This is a genomic window from Konateibacter massiliensis (assembly GCF_900184995.1).
GTDB lineage: Bacteria > Bacillota > Clostridia > Lachnospirales > Lachnospiraceae > Lachnotalea > Lachnotalea massiliensis.
On the sequence record NZ_LT860099.1, the window covers coordinates 3,012,148 to 3,038,134 of the forward strand.

The 25,987-nt window shown below is 42.7% G+C and carries 13 protein-coding genes and 2 rRNA genes; all 15 read left to right on the forward strand.

What is annotated here, in order from left to right; genetic code table 11:
• Positions 1-303: 303 nt before the first annotated feature.
• The 15 genes from CTY48_RS19380 to rrf all read left to right on the forward strand — a co-directional run bounded on the left by CTY48_RS19380 (position 304) and on the right by rrf (position 25,700).
• The gene (locus CTY48_RS19380) at positions 304-7,368 is read left to right on the forward strand and encodes a rhamnogalacturonan lyase family protein (RefSeq protein WP_099470068.1); all 7,065 of its coding nucleotides are present in this window, start codon (positions 304-306) and stop codon (positions 7,366-7,368) included.
• A 309-nt stretch (positions 7,369-7,677) separates the two neighbouring features.
• A complete protein-coding gene (licT, locus tag CTY48_RS19385; protein WP_328587816.1) occupies positions 7,678-8,541 on the forward strand; it encodes a BglG family transcription antiterminator LicT in 864 nt (287 codons plus the stop codon).
• An 85-nt stretch (positions 8,542-8,626) separates the two neighbouring features.
• Positions 8,627-9,445 carry an HAD family hydrolase gene (locus CTY48_RS19390; RefSeq protein WP_180272790.1) on the forward strand — a complete coding sequence of 273 codons (819 nt, stop codon included), beginning with the start codon at positions 8,627-8,629 and terminating at the stop codon, positions 9,443-9,445.
• Between the two features lie 31 nt (positions 9,446-9,476).
• Entirely contained in the window at positions 9,477-10,892 is a 1,416-nt protein-coding gene (locus CTY48_RS19395) for a glycoside hydrolase family 1 protein (protein ID WP_099470071.1), read from the forward strand.
• Between the two features lie 35 nt (positions 10,893-10,927).
• Positions 10,928-11,185 (forward strand): HPr family phosphocarrier protein, encoded by a 258-nt coding sequence (locus CTY48_RS19400; protein ID WP_099470072.1) that lies wholly within the window; start codon positions 10,928-10,930, stop codon positions 11,183-11,185.
• 20 nt (positions 11,186-11,205) lie between these two features.
• Positions 11,206-12,834 carry a phosphoenolpyruvate--protein phosphotransferase gene (ptsP, locus tag CTY48_RS19405; RefSeq protein WP_099470073.1) on the forward strand — a complete coding sequence of 543 codons (1,629 nt, stop codon included), beginning with the start codon at positions 11,206-11,208 and terminating at the stop codon, positions 12,832-12,834.
• Positions 12,835-13,046: 212 nt separating this feature from the next.
• Positions 13,047-14,558: a glycerol kinase GlpK gene (gene glpK, locus CTY48_RS19410; protein ID WP_099470074.1), complete on the forward strand. Its 1,512-nt coding sequence runs from the start codon at positions 13,047-13,049 to the stop codon at positions 14,556-14,558.
• Between the two features lie 340 nt (positions 14,559-14,898).
• A complete protein-coding gene (locus tag CTY48_RS19415) occupies positions 14,899-16,827 on the forward strand; it encodes a beta-glucoside-specific PTS transporter subunit IIABC (protein WP_099470075.1) in 1,929 nt (642 codons plus the stop codon).
• Positions 16,828-16,954: 127 nt separating this feature from the next.
• Positions 16,955-18,388 (forward strand): 6-phospho-beta-glucosidase, encoded by a 1,434-nt coding sequence (locus CTY48_RS19420; RefSeq protein WP_099470076.1) that lies wholly within the window; start codon positions 16,955-16,957, stop codon positions 18,386-18,388.
• A gap of 168 nt (positions 18,389-18,556) precedes the next feature.
• On the forward strand, positions 18,557-18,925 hold the full coding sequence (locus CTY48_RS19425) for a GntR family transcriptional regulator (RefSeq protein WP_099470077.1): 369 nt from the start codon (positions 18,557-18,559) through the stop codon (positions 18,923-18,925).
• A gap of 14 nt (positions 18,926-18,939) precedes the next feature.
• Positions 18,940-21,417, forward strand: a complete 2,478-nt coding sequence (locus CTY48_RS19430) for an ATP-dependent Clp protease ATP-binding subunit (protein WP_099470078.1) — start codon at positions 18,940-18,942, stop codon at positions 21,415-21,417.
• Positions 21,418-21,505: 88 nt separating this feature from the next.
• Entirely contained in the window at positions 21,506-21,919 is a 414-nt protein-coding gene (locus tag CTY48_RS19435; protein WP_099470079.1) for an endosialidase, read from the forward strand.
• 154 nt (positions 21,920-22,073) lie between these two features.
• Positions 22,074-23,429, forward strand: a complete 1,356-nt coding sequence (gene radA, locus CTY48_RS19440) for a DNA repair protein RadA (protein WP_099470080.1) — start codon at positions 22,074-22,076, stop codon at positions 23,427-23,429.
• Positions 23,430-23,849: 420 nt separating this feature from the next.
• Positions 23,850-25,373: ribosomal RNA gene (locus CTY48_RS19445) — 16S ribosomal RNA — on the forward strand.
• Between the two features lie 209 nt (positions 25,374-25,582).
• Positions 25,583-25,700, forward strand: a 5S ribosomal RNA gene (gene rrf / locus CTY48_RS19450).
• The last annotated feature ends 287 nt before the right edge of the window (positions 25,701-25,987 follow it).

The following is a 25,987-nucleotide window of genomic DNA, read 5'->3' on the forward strand; positions in this document are numbered from 1 at the left end:
TTTTTTATATAATAGGAAATTTATGCGCACGAATGCAAGTTAATATTGATTCTCAACCTCAAAAATGATTAATTGACAGCAAAAATAGGGAAGAAAATTGTGAAATAGCTTGTTTGATTTTGTAAAATAAAAGAATAAAAAAGAACTCGTCTCAATCCTACACCTTTTTATATAGAAGAAAAGCAAGCGAAAATAACAAAATTAAAAGTGATAGGCGGTATCAAAAATGATTGTTGTACAGGAAATAAAAGGTGCGTATGCTTCAAGTGTAAAAATATTTGGAGAGGAGAGGGATTCTTAATTATGCCCAAAAGGAAAAAGATTTATTGCTGCTTAAAGCGTATGCTGGTTTCGGTGCTGATTTTGGCGTTAGTATCAACTAACTTATCAGTGCTCAACGTGGCTGCGTATGCGAATGAAGCGGCAAGGGAAAGCGTGGGGATTAACGCGACAGAGACAGATGGCACTCTAACTGAGACAGGGGAGAATGAAACAGAGGAGGATGGTGTCAAAACTGAAACGGAAGAGAACGTAATAGAGGAGACAGACGAAACACAGGCAGAAGCTGGTGAGTCTGATGAAAGCCAAAATACAGATGAGACAGCTGATACAGAAGCTGATATAGATACAAAAGAGACTGACGCTGCAATCAGCGAGGAAAAAGAGACCAGTCTTAAGAAAGATGCAGATGGAAGGGTGCTTGCGGAGGAGAAAACTTACTACTTTGGCACTTCCAAAGATATTTCGTCAGAAACTCTTTTTAGTGACGAGGCGGGTTATGGCTTTAGCGATGTGACCTATCCTGACGAAGCGAAAGGCTGGGTAAGCGGTATCTATTATCCGAGAACAAGCCTGGTTGAGCAGAGCACAGCCTCCTTTGTTGAGGATGGAAGTGATTATACGGCGATATCCAGTAAGGCATGGACCGAGACCGAAAGCACCGGATATGGTGTATTCACCTATGAAAATACATCTAGTCTGGATTTTAATCTGGAGCCGGCAAACTATAAGGTAATCGTCGAATTGGCGAATCCGACTGACAGCGAAATAGCGGCATGCGTTGAAGCAGAGGATATTACCAAGAAGAGCGGCATTACAGTGGCAGCAGGCGAAACAGAGGCAGTTGAGTTTGTCTCCTGCCTGGTTGATGACGTGCTCAACCTGAAATTTTTAGGAACAAGCACTGCCACAACGGAGGCAGATGCCGAGACAAAAACGGTGTATGTAAAGAGCATAAGTCTTGAAAAGCTGGAAAATGAGGCAGGAAATAAGCCGACTATATATCTTGCTTCCGATTCAACCGTTCAGACCTACGAAACCTATGAATATCCCAAAACAGGATGGGGACAGGAGCTGGTCAACTTTTTTGGCACATTCGTAGAAGAGCGGGAGGCTGAAAATTGTGATTATAGCCAGAGTCAGGTTTATGAGACCGAGAATGTGATAATTGAAAACAGAGCAATCGGCGGAAGAAGCTCCAAGTCCTTTATCGAGGAGGGAAAACTCGATGATTTGCTGGAGGATATCAAGCCGGGAGATTATCTGTTTGTGCAGTGGGGACATAATGATGCGACATATTCAAGGCCGAACCGCTGGGTTTCCTCTGAGGATTTTGAACAGTGGATTCAGTATTATGTGGATGGAGCGGCACAAAGGGGAGCAACCTGTGTATTAGTTACTCCAATTGCGAGACTCAGCTATAAGACGACCGCAAGCGGTGAACTAGACACCTTCGTGTGCGACTTTGAGGCATATCGAAATGTGATGAAGAAGATTGCAGAGGAACAAAACATTCCTTTGATCGATTTGTCACAGCTCACAATCGATCTTTGCAACTCTTTTGGAATTGAAGGGGCAAAGTCCTTGTTTCTCTGGCTTGCAGCCGGAGAATATGATACATATCCAAGCGGTTCATCCGATGCAACCCATTTACAGCAATATGGCGCATATAAATTTGCACAATGTTTGGCAGGCGGGATTAAGGATAATGAAATGCTTGGTGAACTGGCAGCTTATGTTGATCTGACACTTCCATCGGAAAAACCGGCAAAGCCATCTGATTTGACGAAAAAGACAGTCGGATCTTCCAGTGTTTCTATGAGCTGGACAGCGGCAGACAGCGCCGAACTCTACTACATATACCGCGCAGAGCTTGAAAAAGGCGAAACGGCCGATGATGTTGATTTTTCCGAGGTAAAAAAATATTCCGTAAGCTCTAAAAACACCTATACCGATTCTTCCTGTGAAGGGGGAAAAACCTATGTATACGCAGTTGCAGGCTTTAATGCATTGGGGCAGGGTGAGTTATCGGATAAGCTAACTGTCACAACAAAGACACCTGCATACCGATATGACTTTGGAATAGCAAGCAGCTCCTACGTGATGGAGGGCTGGACAGAGATAACGGAAAAGACATTGTATTCGACAGACACAGGATACGGTTTTATAACCCCTCCTGCAAAAGCAGGAAGACTACGCTCGAACAATGGAAATGCAGATTCTTCAAGAATGGCGGATGATTTCTGCCTTGGAGAGTCCGAGTTTGCACTTGATGTTCCAAACGGAGATTACGAAGTGACCATTTATGCCGGAGACTTATTGTCAGGCACGAGTACCATCAAGGCAAGCTACACAGCGGAAGGCAGTGCCATCGGTACAATTTCAGCCAGACAATCATTGGAGAGTCTGACAACGATTGTGAATGTAAGTGATGGACAGCTAACCATTGGAATTGGGGGAACCAACCCTTATATTAACGGTATGGAAGTAACATCGTTATCGGACACGCCGACGGAAGGTGAACTGGTGCCGTCAGAACCGGAGACGTTGACCGACAGAGGCTTGGTAGCGGTAAATCTAGCCGGAAATGCAGGGGCAGACACATCCCTTTCTGCAACCGATAATGAGGGGAAGGAGTATACCAAAGGAGTCTATGTAAGCTGGAGAGCTTTTGATGAGGATTTTGACAGTGATCATAACCTTACGACAACTTTTACCGTTTACCGAAATGACACTGCGATAGCGACCGATGTAAAAATTACGAATCTTGTAGATGAGGGCGGAAGCGCAGGTGATACATACCGCGTAGTCGGAAGCAATGACGACGCACTTGGAAACGGTGGTTTACAGGTGAAGGATACACAGGTTTGGGATAACCAGTATCTTGAACTGCAGCTATATAAGCCGGCAGATGAGACGATGCCGAACGGAAAGACCTGTACCTATACAGCAAATGACATGTCAATCGGCGATGCTGACGGAGACGGGGATTATGAGCTGTTTGTCAAATGGTATCCGTCGAATGCACAGGATAATGCCAATTCAGGATATACCGGAAAAACCTTTATAGATGCCTATGATATTGATATGGCAACAGGTGAAGTCAAGCTTTTGTATCGGATTGATTTCGGCATTAATATACGTTCAGGTGCACATTACACACAGTTTCAGGTATGGGATTTTGACGGAGACGGAAAGGCAGAGCTTGCAGCAAAGACGGCGGACGGCACGACTGCTTATATCAGCAGTGACGGTACGGACGCGGGACTTACAGAGGCAGGCTATGTCGGAGAATGCAATTCGGATGCTCTGCCGACTGATACAATCAGCAGTGCAAATGATTATAGAAATTCCTCCGGCTATATTTTGAACGGACCGGAGTACCTGACTATGTTTGATGATGATGGAAGTATTCTGGATACGACTGATTATATTCCGGAGAGGGGCGATGTCTCAGCGTGGAAGGACTCTTACGGAAACCGTGTAGATCGCTTTTTGTCAGCCGTTGCATATTTGGATGGACAGACTCCGGCGGCAGTATTTTGCAGAGGATACTACAGTAGGACAACGCTGACTGCATATTGCCTGCTGGATACGAACAATGACGGATTCGGTGATACACTGGATATCTACTGGAAGTTTGATTCCAACAATTTGCTTGATGAGTATGCGGCAGATGATATCGAGGCGCAGGGTTTCCACAATCTGAGCGTCAATGATGTAGACGGTGACGGGAAAGACGAAATTGTTTACGGTTCCCTTCTTATCGACCATGACGGAACGCTGGCTTATACGACCAAGCTTGGACATGGCGATGCGATGCATGTCTCTGACTGGGTAAGCTGGAATGAAGGACTTGAGATTATGGAGGTGCATGAACACGCCGAGGTCCCTTATCATGTGGAAATACATGATGCGAAGACCGGAGAGGTGCTGATGGGTTACTATGTAGGTAAAGATACCGGACGAGGCGCGGCAGGCGATATCGACCCAACTTACTTGGGGGCAGAATTTTGGTCTATTGCAGGGCCGAATTACTCTTCTTCTGATAAACCGGCTTGGAATTCTAAGGAAGGAGGAGTTTATTCAACTTTATCAACAATCGGAAATATTGTGACAACTGCGATAAATTCCCCGGCGTCAAATGATACTATTTTTTGGGACGGAGATTTACTGTCCGAAATATTTGATCATACCTTCAATGAAGCGGCATATGTTCCCCTTACGACCACTGTTGCAGACTGGGATTACGGGAATGGAACGGAGAAACTGGTTTTTGAATCAGATCAGGTTTATACCTCCAACGGAACAAAGGGAAATGCAGGTCTGATTGCTGATATTCTCGGAGACTGGCGCGAGGAAATGATACTGCGGTGTTCCGCGGATAACAGCAGGATACGAGTTTATACGACGACAATACAGACCGATTATGTAGTTCCTTGCCTCACAGAAAATCTGGCATACCGCGAGGGCGTTGCATGGGAGAATGTGGCATATAATCAGATGCCAAAACTAAGCTATCTGCTTTCCGAGAACCTTGTTACGGCACAGCTTTCCGTGGAAGAGACAACGAAAACTTCCATAACGTTGAACTTCACACCTGCAAATGACGGAACCTATGGAAATGAAATCCAAGGCTATGAGGTATATCGAGCGGAGGGAGACAGTGAAAACTATTCGCTTATCGCCACGATTTTAAATGACGACCTTACAGCGAAGGAAGGCACCTCGGGCGATAGTCTTATGTATGTATATAAGGATACGAAGGTTTCGGGAGGAACGAACTATTCTTATAAAATTGCTGCGATTGTGAATGACAAGACATCATTTTTATCTCAGGTAGTGGCAACAGATACACTGGTTGACATAAAAACAGTAAAAGAGATTATACTGGAGCCTATTGCGGCAAATACAGAACTTAAAGAAGGACAGACGGTTGCAGACCTCCTTCCTGCTTCTGTTGCAGTGATTGACCAAAATGATAAGGAAACAACAGCGAGGGTTAGCTGGGATGTTTCTGCAGTTGACCTCTCCACGCCGGGAAGTTACACCGTTAAGGCTTCTGTTTCCGGTTATAGCCAAGTAATCGACGTGACACTTCAAATTGTTGAAAATACAGTGACAGGCTACACGCCGATTGCAAATATTAAATCTGTAATCGGCAAAACCGTGATACTCCCTGAAACAGTGGAATTGACTTATTTAAATGGAAGCAAAAAGACAGTCAATGTGGCAAAGTGGAACGGAGAATTGGATAACAACACGCTTGGAACGTACACTTTGACTGCGGAGTTGGAAGAGCAAACAAATCTTGAAATTACGATCAAAGTCATTATTGTAAATGATTACGTGACAGAGATAACCGGAGTGCTGGAGCCGATTGAGGTTTTAGTAAACAGCGAAATAAAAGCTGCTGATTTGCCGGCAACCGTCACCGCAAAATATGCGAGCGGCGCTACAGGAGCGGCAGCGATAAGCTGGAACACTTCAAACTTGGATACGAGCAAGGAGGGCGTTATTACAATTAAAGGAAATGCGGACGATTACGGGGTTTCCCTACTTGCCCGTGTTGTGAAATACAAAGCACTCTACAAATTCGATTTTGGTATTGATGCGGCAAAGGTTTACGAGGGCTGGACAGGGGTTACCGTGAATGCCAAGAACGGAACAAAAACCTCCAAGGAGCTTGGCATTTTATATTCAAAGGAAAAAGGCTACGGTTTTGCAGGAGACGGCACGGAAAAGATTGAGGGCAGAACGGAAGGCTATACTCACTTTTTTGAAACCTATCCGCTTTCGGTATTGGTATACAACGATTTTGTACTTCCGGCAGGACGAACCTTTAATGTTGATATGGAAAACGGGCACTATATTGTTGAGATAACAGGCGGTACGAATACCGGCTCAAGCGAGGTAAGAGCAACGCTGGAGGGAAGTGTTGCGGTTTCCGTAAAGAATGCTAAAAATGAGTATAATGTGGGTATCTATGAGGTTGATGTGGCAGACGGACAATTAAATATTGCCTTTGACGAGAGTGTTATCTCAAGATGCTGTTCTATTGTAATTCGTCTGGCAGAGGGTGAAGATCCAACTGATCCAACCGACCCGGTTACTCCTGTGGAAAAATTCACAATCAACTTTCGTACAAACGGCGGAAGCGAAGTTGCAGCGCAGACCGTTGAAGCAGGAAAATTAATAACGGAGCCGACTAATCCGACCAGAGCAGGCTATATCTTCGAGGGTTGGTATAAGGAAACTTCGCTTACGACTAAATGGAATTTCCAAAGCGATAAGGTGCAGGCAAATACCATTCTTTATGCAAAGTGGAAAGCCATTTTAGTAAGCAAAATTACAATCAAAGGGCAGGCGTCCGTCATCGGTGTCGATACAAGCAACACGCTGACCGCCACCGTGACCCCTGAAAATGCAGCGAACAGGGCAGTGCTCTGGTCCTCCTCCGACAGCAAAATAGCGACGGTCAGCCAGAACGGTGTTGTGACAGGAAAGAAGCGGGGAACCGTGACAATCACAGCTACTGCATCGGATGGAAGCGGTACTTATGCGTCCTGCAAAATAACAGTAGGCTATAAGATTACCTATAAGCTAAACGGCGGCACCAACAATGCCAAAAACCCTTCCGGTTTTGCAGGAAATAAGGCAGTGAAACTTCAAACTCCTGCCAAGAAAGGATATGTGTTTAAAGGCTGGTATACAGACGGAAAGTTTAAGACAAAGATAACCCAGATTAAGAAAGGCACAAAGAAAGCAGTCACAGTTTATGCAAAATGGGAGAAAATAACCGTTGGCAAGGCAAGCTTGAAGAGCCTCACCAATTCCGGCAAAGGAAAGATGAAGATGACAGCGGATGCGGTAAGCAAGGCAAAGGGATATGAGTTTGTTTACGCGACGGATAAGAAATTCACCAAGAATGTGACAACTGTGCAGTCAAAGAGCAAGAGTACAACAATCAAAAAGCTCATCAAAGGCTCTACCTACTATGTAAAGGTTAGAGCGTATAAGACGGATGCTTCAGGAAATAAGATTTATGGAAAATACAGTTCGGTAAAAGCGGTCAAGATTAAGAAATAAAAGCAAAAATAAAAAGTAGGAAGCCGGCATACCAGCATTTGACATGCCGACTTCCTGTTTTGTTGTAATATTACACAAAATTAACAGGCCAAGTTTAATTAAAATGACGAAAAGAACAAACAACTTTGACAATAATAAGACAGTATGGTATCATAAGTCCTATAAAGAATTTGCTTTATTTATATATTATTAATAAGATTAGGATTGTTACTGGTAATGCAGGCGAAACCAACAGATTTGAACATTTTCAAAGGGATTGTTCTAATTTTGTGTGGTTTATTTTTTTAAGCAATTGGCGTCACGCTTATTATGAATATAATGATAGGAAATGATGGCAGAATGAAAATTGAGAAAATTATTAATAATAACATAGTAAGTTCCTTTGATAACAAAGACCGAGAAATCATTGTAATGGGAAGAGGTCTTGGCTTTGGGCGGAAAATCGGTGAAACGATAGAGGATGCCAAGGTTGAAAAAGTTTTCAGAATGGACACCGAGGCGGAGACGGCACACCTGCAAAGCGTGCTGGCGGATGTTCCCCTCGAAAATATACAGGTTACGGATGAGATTATTACATATTCGAAGACAGCGATAACAAAAAAGCTGAATAAGAGTATTTACATCACGCTGACAGATCATATTAATTTTGCCATTGAGCGCTATAAGCAGGGACTTAATTTTAATAATGCCCTTTTGTGGGAAATTAAGAAGTTTTATGTTCAGGAATATGCGGTGGGCAAGAAGGCACTTGAGATTATAAAGGAAAGACTTGATATAGAGCTTCCGAGTGATGAGGCAGCATCGATTGCCATGCACTTTGTCAATGCGGAATTCGGAACAGATATGCCGTATACGATTGATATCACGAAACTGATTCAAGGTGTTCTAAAGATTATCAAATATAATTATCAGATGGAAATTGATGAAGACTCTCTTAATTATGAGAGATTTATCACACACCTGAAGTTCTTTTCCCAGCGTATTATCACAAATCGTGCGAACGCGGGACATGATGAAGAATTTTATGAGATGATTAAGAATCAGTATTATGAAGACTATAAGTGTGCAGAAAAGATAAAAAAGTATATTGAGACGGAATTTAAAATGCAAGTTCCGGAGGAGGAATTGGTCTATCTGACCGTCCACCTAAAAAGAATAACGTCAACCAATTAGGGTTGTTACTGGTAATGCAGGCAAGACCTAGGCTTATATGTTATGTGATAAGTCTAGGTTTTTTTCTAGACAAGGAGGCAGAAGAATGGAACGAATCATTTTTATAGATGTGGACGGAACGCTCTGCGACGTAGACGGAACGGTTCCGCAGTCAGCCATAACGGCAATTCAGACCGCAAGAAAAAATGGTCATAAGATTTTTATATGTACCGGCAGGGCAAAAAGTGAGGTTTACCCTTCTATTTTTGCAATCGGCTTTGATGGAATGGTAGGCTCGGCAGGCGCATATGTGGAATGCGGCGACGAGGTTGTGTTTCATAAAAGTATAGAGGAAGAGGCACTCAAGGAGCTGATAGGCTATCTGGAGGAAAATAATATTGCATTTTTATTGGAGACGACAAAGGGCGTTTATCTGAAAAAAGAGGATAAAGAAGAGCTTGAAAAAATATTTAAGAGAAGCAATATGGCAAAAAACGGGGCTGCCGAAGAGTTTGTAAGCCTGATGCACGCGGTGGAAAATATTCATGATATCAAGAATGTCAATAAAGTTTTGTACTTTAGGGCGCCGCTTGATATTGAGATTATGCAGGAAAGGCTGAAGGAGCACTTTCTCATATTGCCGAACAGCATAGGAGGTTTTGGAGAGAACAGCGGGGAGATATCCGATAAAAATATTAATAAATCAACCGGAATACAGAAAGTTTTAGGATATTACGGTAAAACTAAGGAGAGTGTAATCGCCCTCGGAGACGGGGCAAATGATGTGGAAATGCTGAAGTTTGCCGAAGTCGGAATTGCGATGGGAAATGCATGGGATTATTTAAAAGAGTACGCTGATGAGGTGACAGACTCGGTAAAAGATAACGGAATTTACAACAGCTTTAAGAAACATGGGCTTATCTGAATAAAATAAAAGATAGAAAGAAGGAGAAAATATGGTAAAAGATTTTCCGGAAGGATTTTTGTGGGGCGGTGCAGTAGCTGCAAACCAATGTGAGGGTGCCTACCTTGAAGATGGAAAAGGGCTGAGTCTTCAGGATGTTACTCCGAAGGGAGGAATAGGAGGATTAATTACACCCGAACCGACTGAGGATAACATGAAACTTGTAGGTATCGATTTTTATCATCGCTATAAAGAAGACATCAAGCTGTTTGCTGAGATGGGCTTTAAGGTGTTTAGAACCTCAATCGCATGGTCCAGAATTTTTCCGAACGGCGACGATGCTGAGCCAAATGAAAAAGGATTGGAGTTTTACGACAATTTATTTGATGAATGTCTAAAATACGGAATTGAGCCGCTCGTTACGATATCGCATTATGAGACGCCGCTGAATCTTGCAAAGAAATATGACGGCTGGAGAGACAGACGCCTTATCGGTTTTTATGAAACCTATGCAAGAACTATTTTTACGAGATATAAGGATAAGGTAAAATACTGGCTGACATTCAATGAAATTAATTCAATTGTACATGCACCGTTTATGAGCGGCGCGATATACACAGAGAAAGAAAAGCTTTCCATGTCAGATTTGTATCAGGCAATTCACCATGAACTGGTAGCAAGTGCGCTTGTAACCAAGCTTGGACATGAAATTATGCCGGATGCCAAAATAGGCTGTATGGTGCTTGGGATGCCGGTATATCCGATGAGTCCTAAGCCGGAAGACGTCCTAAAGACATTGGAGAGAGACAGAGAGAACCTTTTGTTCAGTGACGTACAGGTAAGAGGAAAATATCCGTCATATGCAAAGCGTTTGTTTAAAGAACAGAATATCCAGATTAAAATGGAGCCGGGAGATGAGGAAATCCTGAAAAATACGGTGGATTTCATATCCTTTAGCTACTATATGAGTATTTGCGAGAGTACAGACCCTTCTGCAAAGGCAGGACAGGGAAATATCATGGGCGGAGTGCCAAATCCGCACCTAAAAGCCAGCGAATGGGGTTGGCAAATTGATCCAAAAGGGTTAAGATATATATTGAATACTTTATATGATAGATATGAAAAACCGCTGTTTATTGTGGAAAACGGACTGGGAGCTGTAGATAAGCTTGTGGAAGATGAAAACGGAAACAAGACAGTGGAAGATGACTATCGTATTCAATATCTAAATGACCATTTGGTTCAGGTTGCAGAAGCAATTGAAGATGGTGTGGAACTGATGGGCTATACCACATGGGGCTGCATTGATTTGGTAAGTGCGTCCACAGCAGAGCTGAAAAAGAGATATGGTTTCATCTATGTTGACAGAAACGATGATGGAACAGGTACCTTAGAGAGATATAAGAAAAAATCATTCGATTGGTACAAAGAAGTAATTGCCACAAACGGCAAATCACTGATAGAATAAAAAATAAAAACACGCAAAAAGGAAGGAAGAAAATTATGAAAAATTTTAAGTATGTAATCAAAGATGAGTTAGGAATTCACGCAAGACCGGCAGGTTTATTAGTAAAGGAAGCTGGTAAGTTCCAGTCAGCAGTTAATTTGAAGTCAAACGGAAAAAGCGGAGATGCAAAGAGAATTTTCGGTATTATGGGAATGGCAATCAAAAAAGGTGATGAAGTGACTGTAGAGGTAGACGGAGCAGATGAAGGCGAAGCAATTGCTGCATTAGAACAGTTCTTTAAAGCAAATCTTTAAGAGGAAAAGGAAATAAATCGATGACGGTATTAGAGGGAAAGAGCGTTTTTAATGATGTTTGTATGGGAACAATATCATTCTACAAACGAAAAGAAAGCGTTATAAAAAGATATAAGATAGAAGATACAGAGGCGGAAATCGGACGCTTTGAAGAAGCGAGGGATGAGGCTAAGAACCAATTGAAAGAGCTTTATGAAAAAGCACTTGAGGATGTAGGAGAGGCGAATGCAGCTATCTTTGAAATTCATCAGCTCATGCTTGAGGATTTGGATTACTGTGAATCTATCGAAAATATTATTACCGCTCAAAAGGTCAACGCAGAATACGCAGTAGGAGCAACGGCAGATAATTTTTCTGCCATGTTCCGGGCGATGGATGACGCTTATATGCAGGGAAGAGCTGCTGACGTAAAGGATGTGTCAGAAAGAGTTCTTAAGGTTCTCACCAATGCAGAAGACGGCGTTCAAGTTTTAGAAGAAAAAGTAATTATTGCAGCAGACGACCTTGTTCCGAGTGAGACGATACAGCTTGATAAGGAGAAGGTATTAGGCTTTATTATGCAGCACGGCTCTGCCAACTCCCACACCGCCATCTTGGCAAGAAGTATGGGGATTCCGGCTATTATAGGGCTTGGGGACAGTCTTTCGGAGTCGATGGACGGCAAATTTGCTATCGTGGATGGCTTTGCCGGAAAGGTTTATATTGAACCGGATGAAGCGACAATGGCGGCAATGCAGAAGAAGCAAAAAGAAGCATTGGAGCGAAAAGAACTGTTACAGCAATTGAAGGATAAAGAAGATATCACACTTGACGGAACAAAGATCAAGATTTTTGCCAATATCGGAAACTCTGCCGATGTCGGAAACGTATTGAAGAATGATGCGAGAGGTATCGGTCTGTTTCGAAGTGAATTTTTATATTTGGAAAACAGTGATTATCCGACAGAGGAGCAGCAATTTATCGCATATAAGACAGTAGCGGAAAATATGGCGGGTAAAAAGGTAATTATCCGTACGCTTGATATCGGAGCCGATAAGCAGGTGGATTATTTTAACCTCGACAAAGAGGAGAACCCGGCACTCGGCTATCGTGCAATCAGAATTTGCCTGACAAGACAGGATATTTTCAAAACACAGCTTAGAGCGTTATACCGTGCGGCTGCATTCGGAAATATCTCAATTATGTTTCCGATGATTATTTCAGTGGAAGAAGTGCTGAAGGTAAAGGAAATTATCAAAGAAGTGTTAGATGAGCTGAGACAGGAAAAAATTCCGTTTAAAGAGGATGTGGAAATCGGTATTATGATTGAGACACCTGCTTCGGTTATGGTCAGCGATGAGTTGGCAAAGGAAGTGGATTTCTTTAGTGTTGGAACAAATGATTTGACTCAGTATACATTGGCGATTGATCGTCAGAATCAGAAGTTAGAGCCGTTTTACAACGCACATCACAAGGCTGTTCTCAGAATGATTAAGATGGCAGCCGACAATGCTCATGCAGAGGGAAAATGGATTGGAATCTGCGGTGAATTGGGAGCAGATACCACATTGACAGAAGAATTTTTGAAGATGGGCATCGACGAACTCAGCGTTTCTCCAAGTATGGTACTGGAAGTGCGCAAGAGAGTGCGTGAAATTAATTTGAGATAACAGTTTAGCCATGCAGAAATGATTATATAAAACGGCCGTGAGTGCTTGCACTCTAAGGACATTTTATATAATCATTTCTATAAGGCGGACGCCATGTCATTCATAATGTGCCAATCATTAGTAAGATACTTAGCATATTCTGGCACATTATGAATGACATGGCTGAACTGTTGTGTTTTGATCAAAATAAATTTACAAGGTTGGGTTACCCAATGAATAAGCAAAAGTATATTTTGGCAATTGATCAGGGAACGACAAGCAGCAGAGCGATTCTTTTTGATAAGGAGACGAACATTGCTGCGAGTTCCCAAAAGGAATTTACCCAGATTTTCCCGAAGGCTGGCTGGGTAGAGCAGGATGCGAATGAAATTTGGATTAGTGTCATGTTTACAATTATGGATGCGATAACCAGCTCGGGTATCAGGCCTGAGCAAATCAGCGGCATCGGAATAACAAACCAAAGAGAAACCGTCGTAGTCTGGGACAAAAAGACAGGTGTGCCGATTTATAACGCCATCGTCTGGCAGTCCAGGCAGACTACGGCTATTTGTGATGAGTTAAAAAGCAAAGGCTTGGAAGAATTGATTCATAAAAAGACGGGGCTTGTGATTGATCCATATTTTTCGGGAACAAAGGTAAAATGGATACTGGACCATGTTGAAGGTGCGAGAGAGCGGGCAGAAAAGGGCGAGCTGTTATTTGGAACAATCGATTCTTGGATTATATGGAAGCTCTCCGGTGACCGCTGCCATGTGACAGATTACTCCAATGCCTCCAGAACCCTGTTGTTTAATATTTATGATTTGCAGTGGGATGAGGAGTTATTGGAGTTGTTTAAAATTCCAAGAACAATGCTTCCTAAGGTCATGCCGTCCTCTCATATATATGCCTATACGGCACCTTATCATTTTTTTGGGGAAAAGATTCCGATTGCAGGTATTGCGGGGGATCAGCAGGCGGCTTTATTTGGACAGGCATGCTTTGAGCCGGGAATGGTGAAAAATACTTATGGAACAGGTTGCTTTCTTCTCATGAATACAGGTGAGGAGCCGATTGAATCAAAGTATGGACTTTTAACAACGATTGCATGGGGCATTGACGGCAAGGTGGAATATGCCTTGGAAGGAAGCATTTTTTCGGCGGGAAGCGCAATTCAATGGCTTCGTGACGGTTTGGAAATGCTGACCACGGCAGAAGAAAGTGAGGCAGTAGCAGCAAAAGTTGAGGACAGTGACGGTGTTTACGTTGTGCCCGCGTTTGTAGGTCTGGGTGCTCCGTATTGGAATGACAAGGCGAGGGGAGCTATATTTGGGCTTACAAGAGGAACGACAAAAGCGCATCTGGTCAGAGCGACGCTTGATTCTCTTGCTTATCAGACAAAGGACCTCATCATTGCTATGTCCAAGGACAGTGGAATTGAATTGAAGAAGCTGAAGGTGGATGGTGGCGCAGTCAAGAATAATGTTTTGATGCAGTTTCAAAGCGACATTTTAGATACTGTGGTGGAACGTCCTGTTATAAATGAGACGACCGCTCTCGGAGCGGCTTATCTTGCGGGGCTTGCGGTTGGCTTCTGGAAAAATAAAGAGGAAGTAAGTGACCATTATAGAATAGACAGGTTGTTTGAGCCTTCTATGGATGAAGGAAAGAGAAAAGAGCTCTATGAGGGCTGGCTGGACGGCGTAAAAGCGACCTGTACGTTTCATGGGAACAAAAAGGCGTAATGCCGAAAGAATTTGCAACTTTTGGTAGGAATAAAAACAGGGATTTAGGCAAAAAATACAAATGAGACGCCTAAAATTCATGAAAAACATACAAAGTTACAAATTCATATTGACAAAAACAAAAATAAGATGTACACTATGTCTATAGTGAATATGAAAAAGGTTTGCGGATTGTTACTTTTAGGGAGGCAAAACCCAAATCAAATTTAGGTAGTACGCGCGTATACTTGAATTTGGTTTGGGTTTTTCTATTTCCCGGGGAATCCAAAGCCGGTTTACTAGTTTCACCGTTGAGATTCAGACAACAAACTAAAAACTACAATACTAGGAGGATACGAAAATGAATAAGTATGATGGATTAGCAAGAATCATTATTCAAAACGTTGGTGGAAAATCAAACATTATCAGTTTGACCCACTGTATCACGAGACTTAGGTTTAAATTAAAAGATGAAAGTAAAGCAAATACAGATATTTTAAAGAACACGGACGGCATTGTAACCGTAATTCAAAGCGGCGGACAATATCAAGTCGTTATCGGCAATCACGTTCCTGATGTTTATCAGACTGTTTGCGAGGTAGGACATATTACAGGCGCGTCTTCCGCTGAGGAGCAACCGTCAGGCGGCGAGAAGATGAGCGTCGGAGCTCGATTTATTGATATCATTTCCGGTGTGTTCTCTCCTACATTGGGCGTTTTGGCTGCAGCCGGTATTATAAAAGGTTTATTGGCACTATGGGCGTTTATTGCTTCACGCTCAGGAGTTGATGTAACAACTTCCGGTGCATACATGATTTGGTACACGGTAGCGGATGGTTTCTTCTACTACCTGCCGATTATCTTAGGATACACAGCAGCTAAGAAGTTTAAGATGAATGAGTTTACCGGTATGGCGCTTGGTATCGCACTTGTTTATCCGTCAATGGTTAGTATTGCAGCGACAGATGTGGTAGGAAGTGTTTTTGCAGGAACTGCATTTGCGATGAACTGGCATACAACCTTCTTCGGACTTCCGGTTATCATGCCGGCAAGCGGTTATCCTTCATCCGTAATTCCAATCCTTCTTGCGGTTGTATGCGCAGCATGGCTTGAGAAGAGACTGAAAAAAATCATTCCGGATGTAGTTAAGGTGTTTATTGTTCCTGTTTTGGTACTCGCTATTATGATTCCTGCTACTTACCTTGTTGTAGGACCGATTGCAACTATATTAAGCAACTTAATCGGAGCTCTGTTTGGCGCATTGTTTGAAATTCCTGTTGTGGGTGGTTTGGTTGCCGGTACGTTACTTGGCGGAGCATGGCAGGTGTTCGTTATCTTCGGATTACACTGGGGCTTAGTTCCGATTGCAATTTTAAATCTTTCAACATATGGATATGACGCTATATTAACTACTGTTTTTGCAGCATCCTTCGCACAGTCAATGGTAGTACTTGCAATTATTTTGAGAACAAAGGATCAAAAGCTTAAGAGTATTGCAATACCTGCATTTATTTCAGGTATGTTTGGTGTAACAGAGCCTTGTATTTACGGTGTAACTCTTCCGAAGAAAAAGCCATTCGTAATTTCCTGTATCGGTGCAGCGGTTGGTGGCGGTATCATCGGTTTCTCCGGTGCCAAAGGATATATTTTGGGCGGACTTGGATTATTTGGTCTTCCGAACTATATTGACCCTGCAACAAACAGCATTTACAGCTTAATCTGGGTTCTTATCGGTTTAGCGGCAGCGATGGTAATTGCATTTGTTTTGGCATTCATTATGTATAAGGATGATGCACCGACAAAAACAGAAACAAAAAATATTTCTTCAAGCTCAGCAAAGAATGAAATAGTTACCTCCCCTTTAAATGGTGAGATTATTGAATTGAGTCAGGTAGAAGATGATGCATTTGCTTCAAATGCACTTGGACAGGGACTTGCAATTATCCCTTCAGAAGGAAAGGTATATGCACCTTTTAACGGAAGCGTTATTACCATATTCCCAACCGGTCATGCGGTAGGACTTCTCTCAGATGACGGTGCGGAGTTGTTAGTTCACATCGGTTTAGATACCGTGAAGTTAAACGGCGAAGGCTTTACAAAAAAAGTGGAGCAAGGCAGTGTGGTAAAAAAAGGCGATGTGCTTGTAGAATTTGATATTGATAAAATAAAAGCAGAGGGTTATTCGATTGTATCCCCTATTATAGTAACAAATACAGCGGACTACACAGATGTAATCCCGACAGATAAAAAAGAAGCAAAAGTTGGTGAAGAGATTATCACATTGCTTTAAACATTATTTTAGTCAAAAGACAACAAAGTCTATGCTGCAAATCAAGTTATTTGCAGCATAGATTTTATAACAATAAAGAAAGGTGTAACAGTGAAGGTACGAAACAGTTACAAAAGGTGTTAAATAGATGAGTAGAAAGGGATTACCCGAAGGATTTTTATGGGGAGGAGCAACGGCGGCAAACCAATGTGAAGGCGGTTACAAGGAAGGCGGAAGAGGTCTTGCAAACGTCGACGTGGTTCCGGCAGGAAAGGATCGCTTTCCGGTTGCATTAGGTGAGCTTAGAATGCTGGAATGTGATGATGCTCACTATTATCCGGGCCATGAAGCGATTGATATGTACCACCATTATAAGGAGGACATTGCTCTGTTTGCAGAGATGGGCTTTAAATGCTATCGTCTCTCCATCGCTTGGAGCAGAATTTTTCCAAACGGTGATGAAAAGGGGCCGAATGAAGAGGGCTTAAAGTTCTATGAAAATATATTTGATGAGTGCCTCAAATATGGTATTGAGCCACTTGTAACAATTTGCCACTTCGATGCTCCGATGCATTTAATCAAGACAATCGGTGCATGGAAAAATCGCAAGATGATTGACTATTATGTGGCATACTGCGATGCAATCTTCAGACGCTATAAAGATAAAGTAAAATACTGGCTCACCTTTAATGAGATTAATATGCTCCTTCACCTTCCGTTTATGGGAGCAGGTGTTCTGTTTGAAGAGGGTGACAACAAGGAGCAGGTGAAATATCAGGCGGCACACCATGAACTGGTAGCAAGTGCTCTTGTGACAAAGCTTGGACATGAAATCAATCCTGATTTCAAAATCGGCTGTATGCTGGCTGCGGGAAATACCTATGCCAACACCTGTGCGCCGGAGGATGTTTGGGAGTCTATGCAAAAGGACAGAGAAAATTATTTCTTCATCGATGTTCAGTCGAGAGGAGAATACCCAAACTATGCCAAGAAGATGTTTGAGAAAAACGGACTTACAATCAAAATGCAAGACGAAGATGAGGCGATTTTGAAGAATAATACAGTAGATTTCATTTCCTTCTCTTATTACGCTTCCCGTCTGACCAGTGCTGACCCTGAGGTGAACAGCAAAACAGAGGGCAACGTATTTGCAACACTGAAAAATCCATATTTGAAGGCGAGTGAATGGGGCTGGCAGATCGACCCACTTGGTCTTAGAATTACAATGAATTCCCTCTACGACAGATACCAAAAGCCTCTGTTTATTGTGGAAAACGGTCTGGGAGCAGTGGATATTCCGGATGAGAATGGTAATATAAACGATGTATATCGTATTGAATATTTGAAGGCACACATTGAGGCGATGATAGATGCAGTAAATGAGGATGGCGTGGAACTGTTAGGCTACACCCCTTGGGGCTGTATTGATCTTGTAAGTGCCAGCACAGGAGAAATGAAGAAGCGCTATGGCTTTATCTATGTAGATAAGGACAATGAAGGAAACGGTACCCTTAAGCGTTCTAAGAAAGCCTCCTTTGATTGGTATAAGAAAGTTATCGAAACAAACGGTGAGTGCTTATAAAATAGAATATATTTTGCGCAAATTTCCTATATTATAGTGATTGTAAAAATAGACATTGTCAAGAAAATGACAATGTCTATTTTAATAAAAAAGTATTGCAAATATTTCATAGTGTGCTACTATATATATAACAGATAAAATACTAACAATACTTAAGAAGGTGAAACGGTGTTTATTGAAATTGATTTTAACAGTGAGGAAGCATTATACATTCAGCTAAGAAACCAAATAATAATCGGAATTGCAACTTCTAAAATTCAGGAGGGTGAAACACTGCCATCGGTCAGGCAGCTGGCAGACAATATTGGAATTAATATGCATACGGTAAACAAAGCGTATTCGGTATTAAAACAGGAAGGCTTTATTACGCTGGATAGACGAAACGGTGCGATGATTGCTTTGAGCTGTGATAAGATAAAGGCACTGGAAGAGATGAAGAAGGATTTGAATGTACTGTTGGCAAAAGGCTGTTGTAAAAACATTACACGCAGTGAGGTACATGAGCTGATAGACGAGATTTTTAACGAATATTTTTAGACGGAGGACGTTATATGCAGGATAAATATACGAAAAAGGCTGCGACCGCACTTGAGCTGGCGAAAAAGACGGCAAAGCAGTTGAAGCATGGTTATATAGGAACAGAACATATACTGGTAGGACTTTTGAAAGAGAACTCCGGTGTAGCGGCACAGGTATTACAAAGCAGCAATATAGAGGTTCATTCATTGCTTGATTTGATTGAGCAATTGATAGCCCCTTCCGCTGACAATACGATGATTTTGGAGAGAGAGGGTTATACGCCGAGATCTCTCAAAGTACTGGAAAATAGTGAAAAGGAAGCAAAACGGTTTCGTTCCGATAAAATAGGAACCGAGCATATTTTAATTGCCATTATAAAAGAGACGGACAGTGTAGGAGCAAGACTGCTTACGACACTGGGGGCAAATATGCAGAAAATTTATGTTGAGATTCTGGTGGCAATGGGAGAGGACGGAAGTCTTTACAAAGAAGAATTCCAAAACGGAAAACCGATTAAGAAAAAGACAAAGTTAGATACACCTACCTTGAACCAGTACAGCAGAGATTTGACGGAACTGGCGAAAAACGGGCAGCTTGACCCGGTAATCGGCAGAGAGAAGGAAATTGCAAGAGTAGTACAAATTTTAAGCCGAAGAGGAAAAAATAATCCGTGCCTAATCGGTGAGCCGGGAGTCGGCAAAACCGCGATTGCAGAGGGACTCGCCTCCCGCATGGTAGCCGGATTGCTGCCGGATACGGTAAAGGATAAAAGACTTGTAACGCTTGATTTGTCAGGCGTGGTAGCAGGTTCTAAATACAGAGGAGAATTTGAGGAGAGAATCAAAAAGATACTTTCCGAAGTAAAAGAGGCAGGCAATATCCTTTTGTTTATCGATGAGATTCACACGATAATCGGAGCGGGAGGAGCCGAAGGTGCGATTGACGCCTCCAATATTTTAAAGCCTTCCCTTGCAAGAGGAGAAATCCAACTGATTGGCGCAACGACCATTGAAGAATACCGCAAGTATGTCGAGAAGGATGCGGCTTTAGAGAGACGTTTCCAGCCGGTTGTCGTGGAAGAGCCATCCGTTGATGAGACGATTGAAATATTAAAGGGACTGCGTGCAGAATATGAAGACCATCATCATGTGGAAATTACAGATGAAGGAATTGAAGCGGCTGCAAGGATGTCCGATCGCTATATCAACGACCGCTTTTTACCGGACAAGGCAATCGATATCATTGATGAGGCTGCATCCAAACTGAGATTAAGCGGTACGAAAATACCAGACAGTGTATCGGAGCTTGAGGAACATATCAAGGAACTGGAACAGTTTAAGGAAGAATTAATCAAAGCAGAGGACTTTAACAAGGCTGCCGAGATAAGTGATAAGCAGAAAGAAGAAAAGGCAAAGCTTGATAAGATTAAGCATAAGCTGGAAAAGAACCTGCGAGATAAACGTCTTGTAGTAGGAGAAAATGAAGTGGCGGGCATTGTTTCTGACTGGACGAAGATACCGGTAAGCAAGCTTGCAGAGGAGGAGACGGAGCGTTTAAGACGTCTGGAGACCATTCTTCATAAGCGCGTTATCGGTCAGGAGGATGCAGTAAATGCAGTTTCAAGAGCAATCAAGCGCGGAAGAGTAGGATTAAAGGACCCGAATCGTCCGATTGGCTCGTTCCTGTTTTTGGGACCTACGGGTGTCGGTAAAACGGAGCTTTCTAAGGCATTGGCAGAGGCAATCTTTGGTGATGAGCAGTCAATGATTCGAGTTGATATGTCAGAATATATGGAAAAGCACAGTGTTTCCAAGATGATTGGCTCCCCTCCGGGTTATGTCGGTTATGACGAGGGTGGACAGCTAAGCGAAAAGGTGAGAAGAAATCCATATTCCGTTATTTTGTTTGATGAGGTGGAGAAGGCGCATCCGGATGTGTTTAACGTATTGCTTCAGGTGTTGGACGACGGCCACATTACCGACTCACAGGGGCGCAAAGTAAGCTTTAAAAATGCGGTTATCATTATGACCTCCAATATCGGAGCACGCTTGATTGTTGAGCCGAAAAAACTTGGTTTTATCACAGCCGATGATGACAAGAAAAATTATGAAGCAATGAAGAAAAATGTAATGGATGAGGTGAAACAGACCTTTAAGCCTGAGTTTTTAAACCGTATCGATGAGACGATTGTATTCCATTCTCTTAGCAAGGAGCATGTGAAGAAGGTTGTGAACATTATGCTTAAGACGCTTATCGTTCGCTGCAAGAATCAGATGAGTATTGAACTTACCGTAAGAGATTCGGTTAAGAAGTTTATTGCGGAGAGCAGCTACGATGAAAAGTATGGCGCGAGACCGCTGAGACGTGCAATTCAGAGCAAAATCGAGGATAAGCTTGCGGAAGAGATTTTAAACGGTACAATTAAGACAGGAGATAAGGTCGCAGTTGGAATAAAAAACAAGCAAGTCGAATTTTCTGTGAACGAAGCAGAAACTTCTAGCAAAAAGTAAGGATTTATTATATAATAGAATAAGATTGAAGGAATGAATCAGTCAGAACAATCGAAAAATTTATGTTGCCATATAGGAGGGCTATACGATGGCGGTTATTAAAGAGTTAATACGCAGTGAAGCAGACGGAACCATCAGTTTTGGAGACTATACATTAAACACCAAGTCAAAACTTCAGGACTTTGAACATCAGGGGGATTTATACAAAGTAAAGACCTACAATGAAATCACGAAATTAGAACGCAATGGAATGTTTGTATACGAATCAGTTCCGGGAACCGCAGTGAATCATATGGAAGTAACTGAGACAGGAGTTCAATTTTATGTTGAAGGAGCGGACGATGCTCAGATAACAGTGGAATTATCAGAAGATACCGAATATAAGATATTTATCGATGATACAAATGTGGGCAAGATGAAAACAAACTTAGGCGGCAAGCTGGCACTTAGCGTTGAGCTTAATAAAGATGAGCAGTCAAAGGTAAAGATTATTAAACTGTAAGGACAAGCCTAAGCATATTTATAGTAAGAAAAAAGAGTGTTACAGCATAGAGCATGAGCCGGCTGTAACATTCTTGATTCATATAGTAGGAAATTCTTTCGAGATTCCTACTATATGAAAATATTATGCAGGAATTTTTCAAAAGGAGAACATTATGGCAAAGGGGAAAACAACAATTTTTTTCTGTCAAAGCTGCGGAAATGAGACAAGCAAATGGATGGGGCAGTGCCCAGCATGTAAAGAGTGGAACACGCTTGTCGAGGAACCGGTATCAAAGGGAACAGGCAGCAAGACGAAGAGGGGGGAGACCTCACAGCCTTCTAAGATATCGGAAATCGAGACGAATGAGGAAGAGCGGATAAAAACAGGAATGCAGGAGTTAGACCGTGTGCTTGGAGGCGGTATTGTACAAGGCTCCTTAGTGCTGGTAGGCGGAGATCCGGGTATCGGAAAGTCTACGCTGCTGTTGCAGGTGTGCCAGATGCTGACCATGCAGAAAAAATCCGTGCTTTATATCTCCGGTGAGGAATCCTTAAAGCAGATTAAGATGAGAGCACAGAGAATTGGACAGTTTACCGATGATTTGCTTATTTTATGTGAAACTAATTTGGCGGTAGCAAGCGAGGTTATCAGGAAGATAAAACCTCAGGTGGTTATTATTGATTCCATTCAGACTATGTATAATGAAGAAATTTCATCCGCTCCCGGAAGTGTTTCGCAGGTAAGGGAGTCCACAGCTTTACTGATGCAGTTGGCAAAAGGGAACGGTATTTCTATTTTTATTGTCGGACATGTGACAAAGGAAGGCGTTGTGGCAGGACCGAGAGTGTTGGAGCATATGGTGGATACCGTATTGTACTTTGAAGGGGATAGGCATGCAGTATACCGTATTTTAAGAGGAGTAAAAAATCGTTTTGGTTCCACGAATGAAATCGGTGTGTTTGAGATGGCGGAGAAGGGCTTGATAGAAGTTACGAATCCATCTGAATATATGCTGGAGGGAAGACCTGAAAATGCATCAGGCTCCGTGGTTGCATGTTCAATGGAAGGAACAAGACCCATTTTGGTGGAGATACAGGCACTCGTTTGCCAGACGAATTTCGGACTTCCGAGGAGAACCGCTGTTGGAACGGATTTTAATCGCGTTAATCTTCTGATGGCTGTTTTGGAAAAAAGAGTGGGACTGCATTTGTCCTCCTATGATGCCTATGTTAATATTGCAGGCGGAATTAAAATGAATGAACCGGCAATTGACTTGGCGATTCTCATGGCAATTGCCTCCAGCTATCAGGATAAGGCGATTGACGGGAAAACAATTGTATTCGGGGAAGTAGGCTTAAGCGGGGAAGTGCGTTCTGTAAGCATGGCAGAACAGAGAGTGATGGAAGCAAAGAAGCTTGGCTTTACAAGATGTATTATACCGAAAGTCTGCATGGACAGTGTAAAGAATATCTCCGGGATTAAAATAATCGGAGCCGAGAACCTAAGAGAAGCAATTCAAGCAATATAAATTCAGGTGAATTGCATTAAATTGGCACACAATTTGAGGATATCTGACATAAAAACTTTCTACTATAAATAGGTTGACAGGCGGGAAGGTTTTTGTTAAGATATCCTTTGTCAGCAAAAATGGTAACTCTGAAACAAATGAATAAATTTTTTGAATAAAATAAAAAATTAAAAAAATTCAAAAAGTTGTTGACAAAAGATTACAAGCATGGTAAACTAAATAAGTCGCTTGTGAGAGCGGCAAAAGAAACAAACAGAACCTTGATAATTAAACAGTAATTACAACCCTGAAAATTCAAGGGTTTTCAATAGAAAACCAAGAGAAAAATTCAGAACAGTATCATTAATGATACAACCTAAAAAAACAGTAATTAACGGAAAAATAGCAAAGCTAGTGCTTTTTGACGTTAGGATATAAACTTTTATTGAGAGTTTGATCCTGGCTCAGGATGAACGCTGGCGGCGTGCTTAACACATGCAAGTCGAACGAAGCATTTTCAACTCTTCGGAGGAGGAAATGACTGAGTGGCGGACGGGTGAGTAACGCGTGGGTAACCTGCCTTATACAGGGGGATAACAGTTAGAAATGACTGCTAATACCGCATAACCCGCTAGTACCGCATGGTACGGACGGAAAAGATTTATCGGTATAAGATGGACCCGCGTCTGATTAGCTAGTTGGTGAGGTAATGGCCCACCAAGGCGACGATCAGTAGCCGGCTTGAGAGAGTGAACGGCCACATTGGGACTGAGACACGGCCCAAACTCCTACGGGAGGCAGCAGTGGGGAATATTGCACAATGGGGGAAACCCTGATGCAGCAACGCCGCGTGAAGGAAGAAGTATTTCGGTATGTAAACTTCTATCAGCAGGAAAGAAAATGACGGTACCTGACTAAGAAGCCCCGGCTAACTACGTGCCAGCAGCCGCGGTAATACGTAGGGGGCAAGCGTTATCCGGATTTACTGGGTGTAAAGGGAGCGTAGGTGGCTGTGCAAGTCTGATGTGAAAACCCGGGGCTTAACCCCGGGACTGCATTGGAAACTGTGCAGCTAGAGTGCAGGAGAGGTAAGTGGAATTCCTAGTGTAGCGGTGAAATGCGTAGATATTAGGAGGAACACCAGTGGCGAAGGCGGCTTACTGGACTGTAACTGACACTGAGGCTCGAAAGCGTGGGGAGCAAACAGGATTAGATACCCTGGTAGTCCACGCCGTAAACGATGAATACTAGGTGTCGGGAAGCTAAAGCTTTTCGGTGCCGCAGCAAACGCAATAAGTATTCCACCTGGGGAGTACGTTCGCAAGAATGAAACTCAAAGGAATTGACGGGGACCCGCACAAGCGGTGGAGCATGTGGTTTAATTCGAAGCAACGCGAAGAACCTTACCAAATCTTGACATCCCTCTGACCGGACAGTAACGTGTCCTTTCCTTCGGGACAGAGGAGACAGGTGGTGCATGGTTGTCGTCAGCTCGTGTCGTGAGATGTTGGGTTAAGTCCCGCAACGAGCGCAACCCTTATCTTTAGTAGCCAGCATTTAAGGTGGGCACTCTAGAGAGACTGCCGGGGATAACCCGGAGGAAGGCGGGGATGACGTCAAATCATCATGCCCCTTATGATTTGGGCTACACACGTGCTACAATGGCGTAAACAAAGGGAAGCGAAGCTGTGAGGTGGAGCAAATCCCAAAAATAACGTCTCAGTTCGGATTGTAGTCTGCAACTCGACTACATGAAGCTGGAATCGCTAGTAATCGCGAATCAGAATGTCGCGGTGAATACGTTCCCGGGTCTTGTACACACCGCCCGTCACACCATGGGAGTTGGAAATGCCCGAAGTCAGTGACCCAACCGTAAGGAGGGAGCTGCCGAAGGTGGAGCCGATAACTGGGGTGAAGTCGTAACAAGGTAGCCGTATCGGAAGGTGCGGCTGGATCACCTCCTTTCTAAGAGAAGAGTAGGGGTTGTAATTACTGTTTAGTTATTAAGAAAAACTTAATAGCAGCATAAGAATGAGGAAAAGTTTTAAAAAAGAGTGAAAAGTTCTTGTTTAAAACATAAAGGTTCCCTGCACTAGGTTCGAAAGGACCTCACCAAGTTGCAGTGAACAGCTTTCGCACTAAACTCGAAAGGACCTCGTTAAGTGCTCAAAGCTTCCGGTGGCGATGCGTTTAGGGGAAACACCCGTACCCATCCCGAACACGACGGTTAAGACTTAAGCGGCCGATGGTACTACACTGGTGACGGTGTGGGAGAGTAGGTGGCTGCCGGATTTAAAAAAGAATAATGAAGTGTTGTTGCACAAGGTTTGAAATGATTTCGTTAAGTGCTCAATGCTCAAAGTTTACTAGTGATCAGACATAAAAACCAAAGAAGATTATTTTTTTTGTGCCTGATGACTGGTAAACAGTCAGAAAGACTTGTACCTTGAAAACTGTATATAGAAGAGAAAATAAATATCCAAAGATATTTAAAGACATCGAATAAGAAATAAAACGATTAAGCAATTAATCAAACAAAGACACGCTTCATGCAACGCTATGCATGAAGAAGAGGTCAT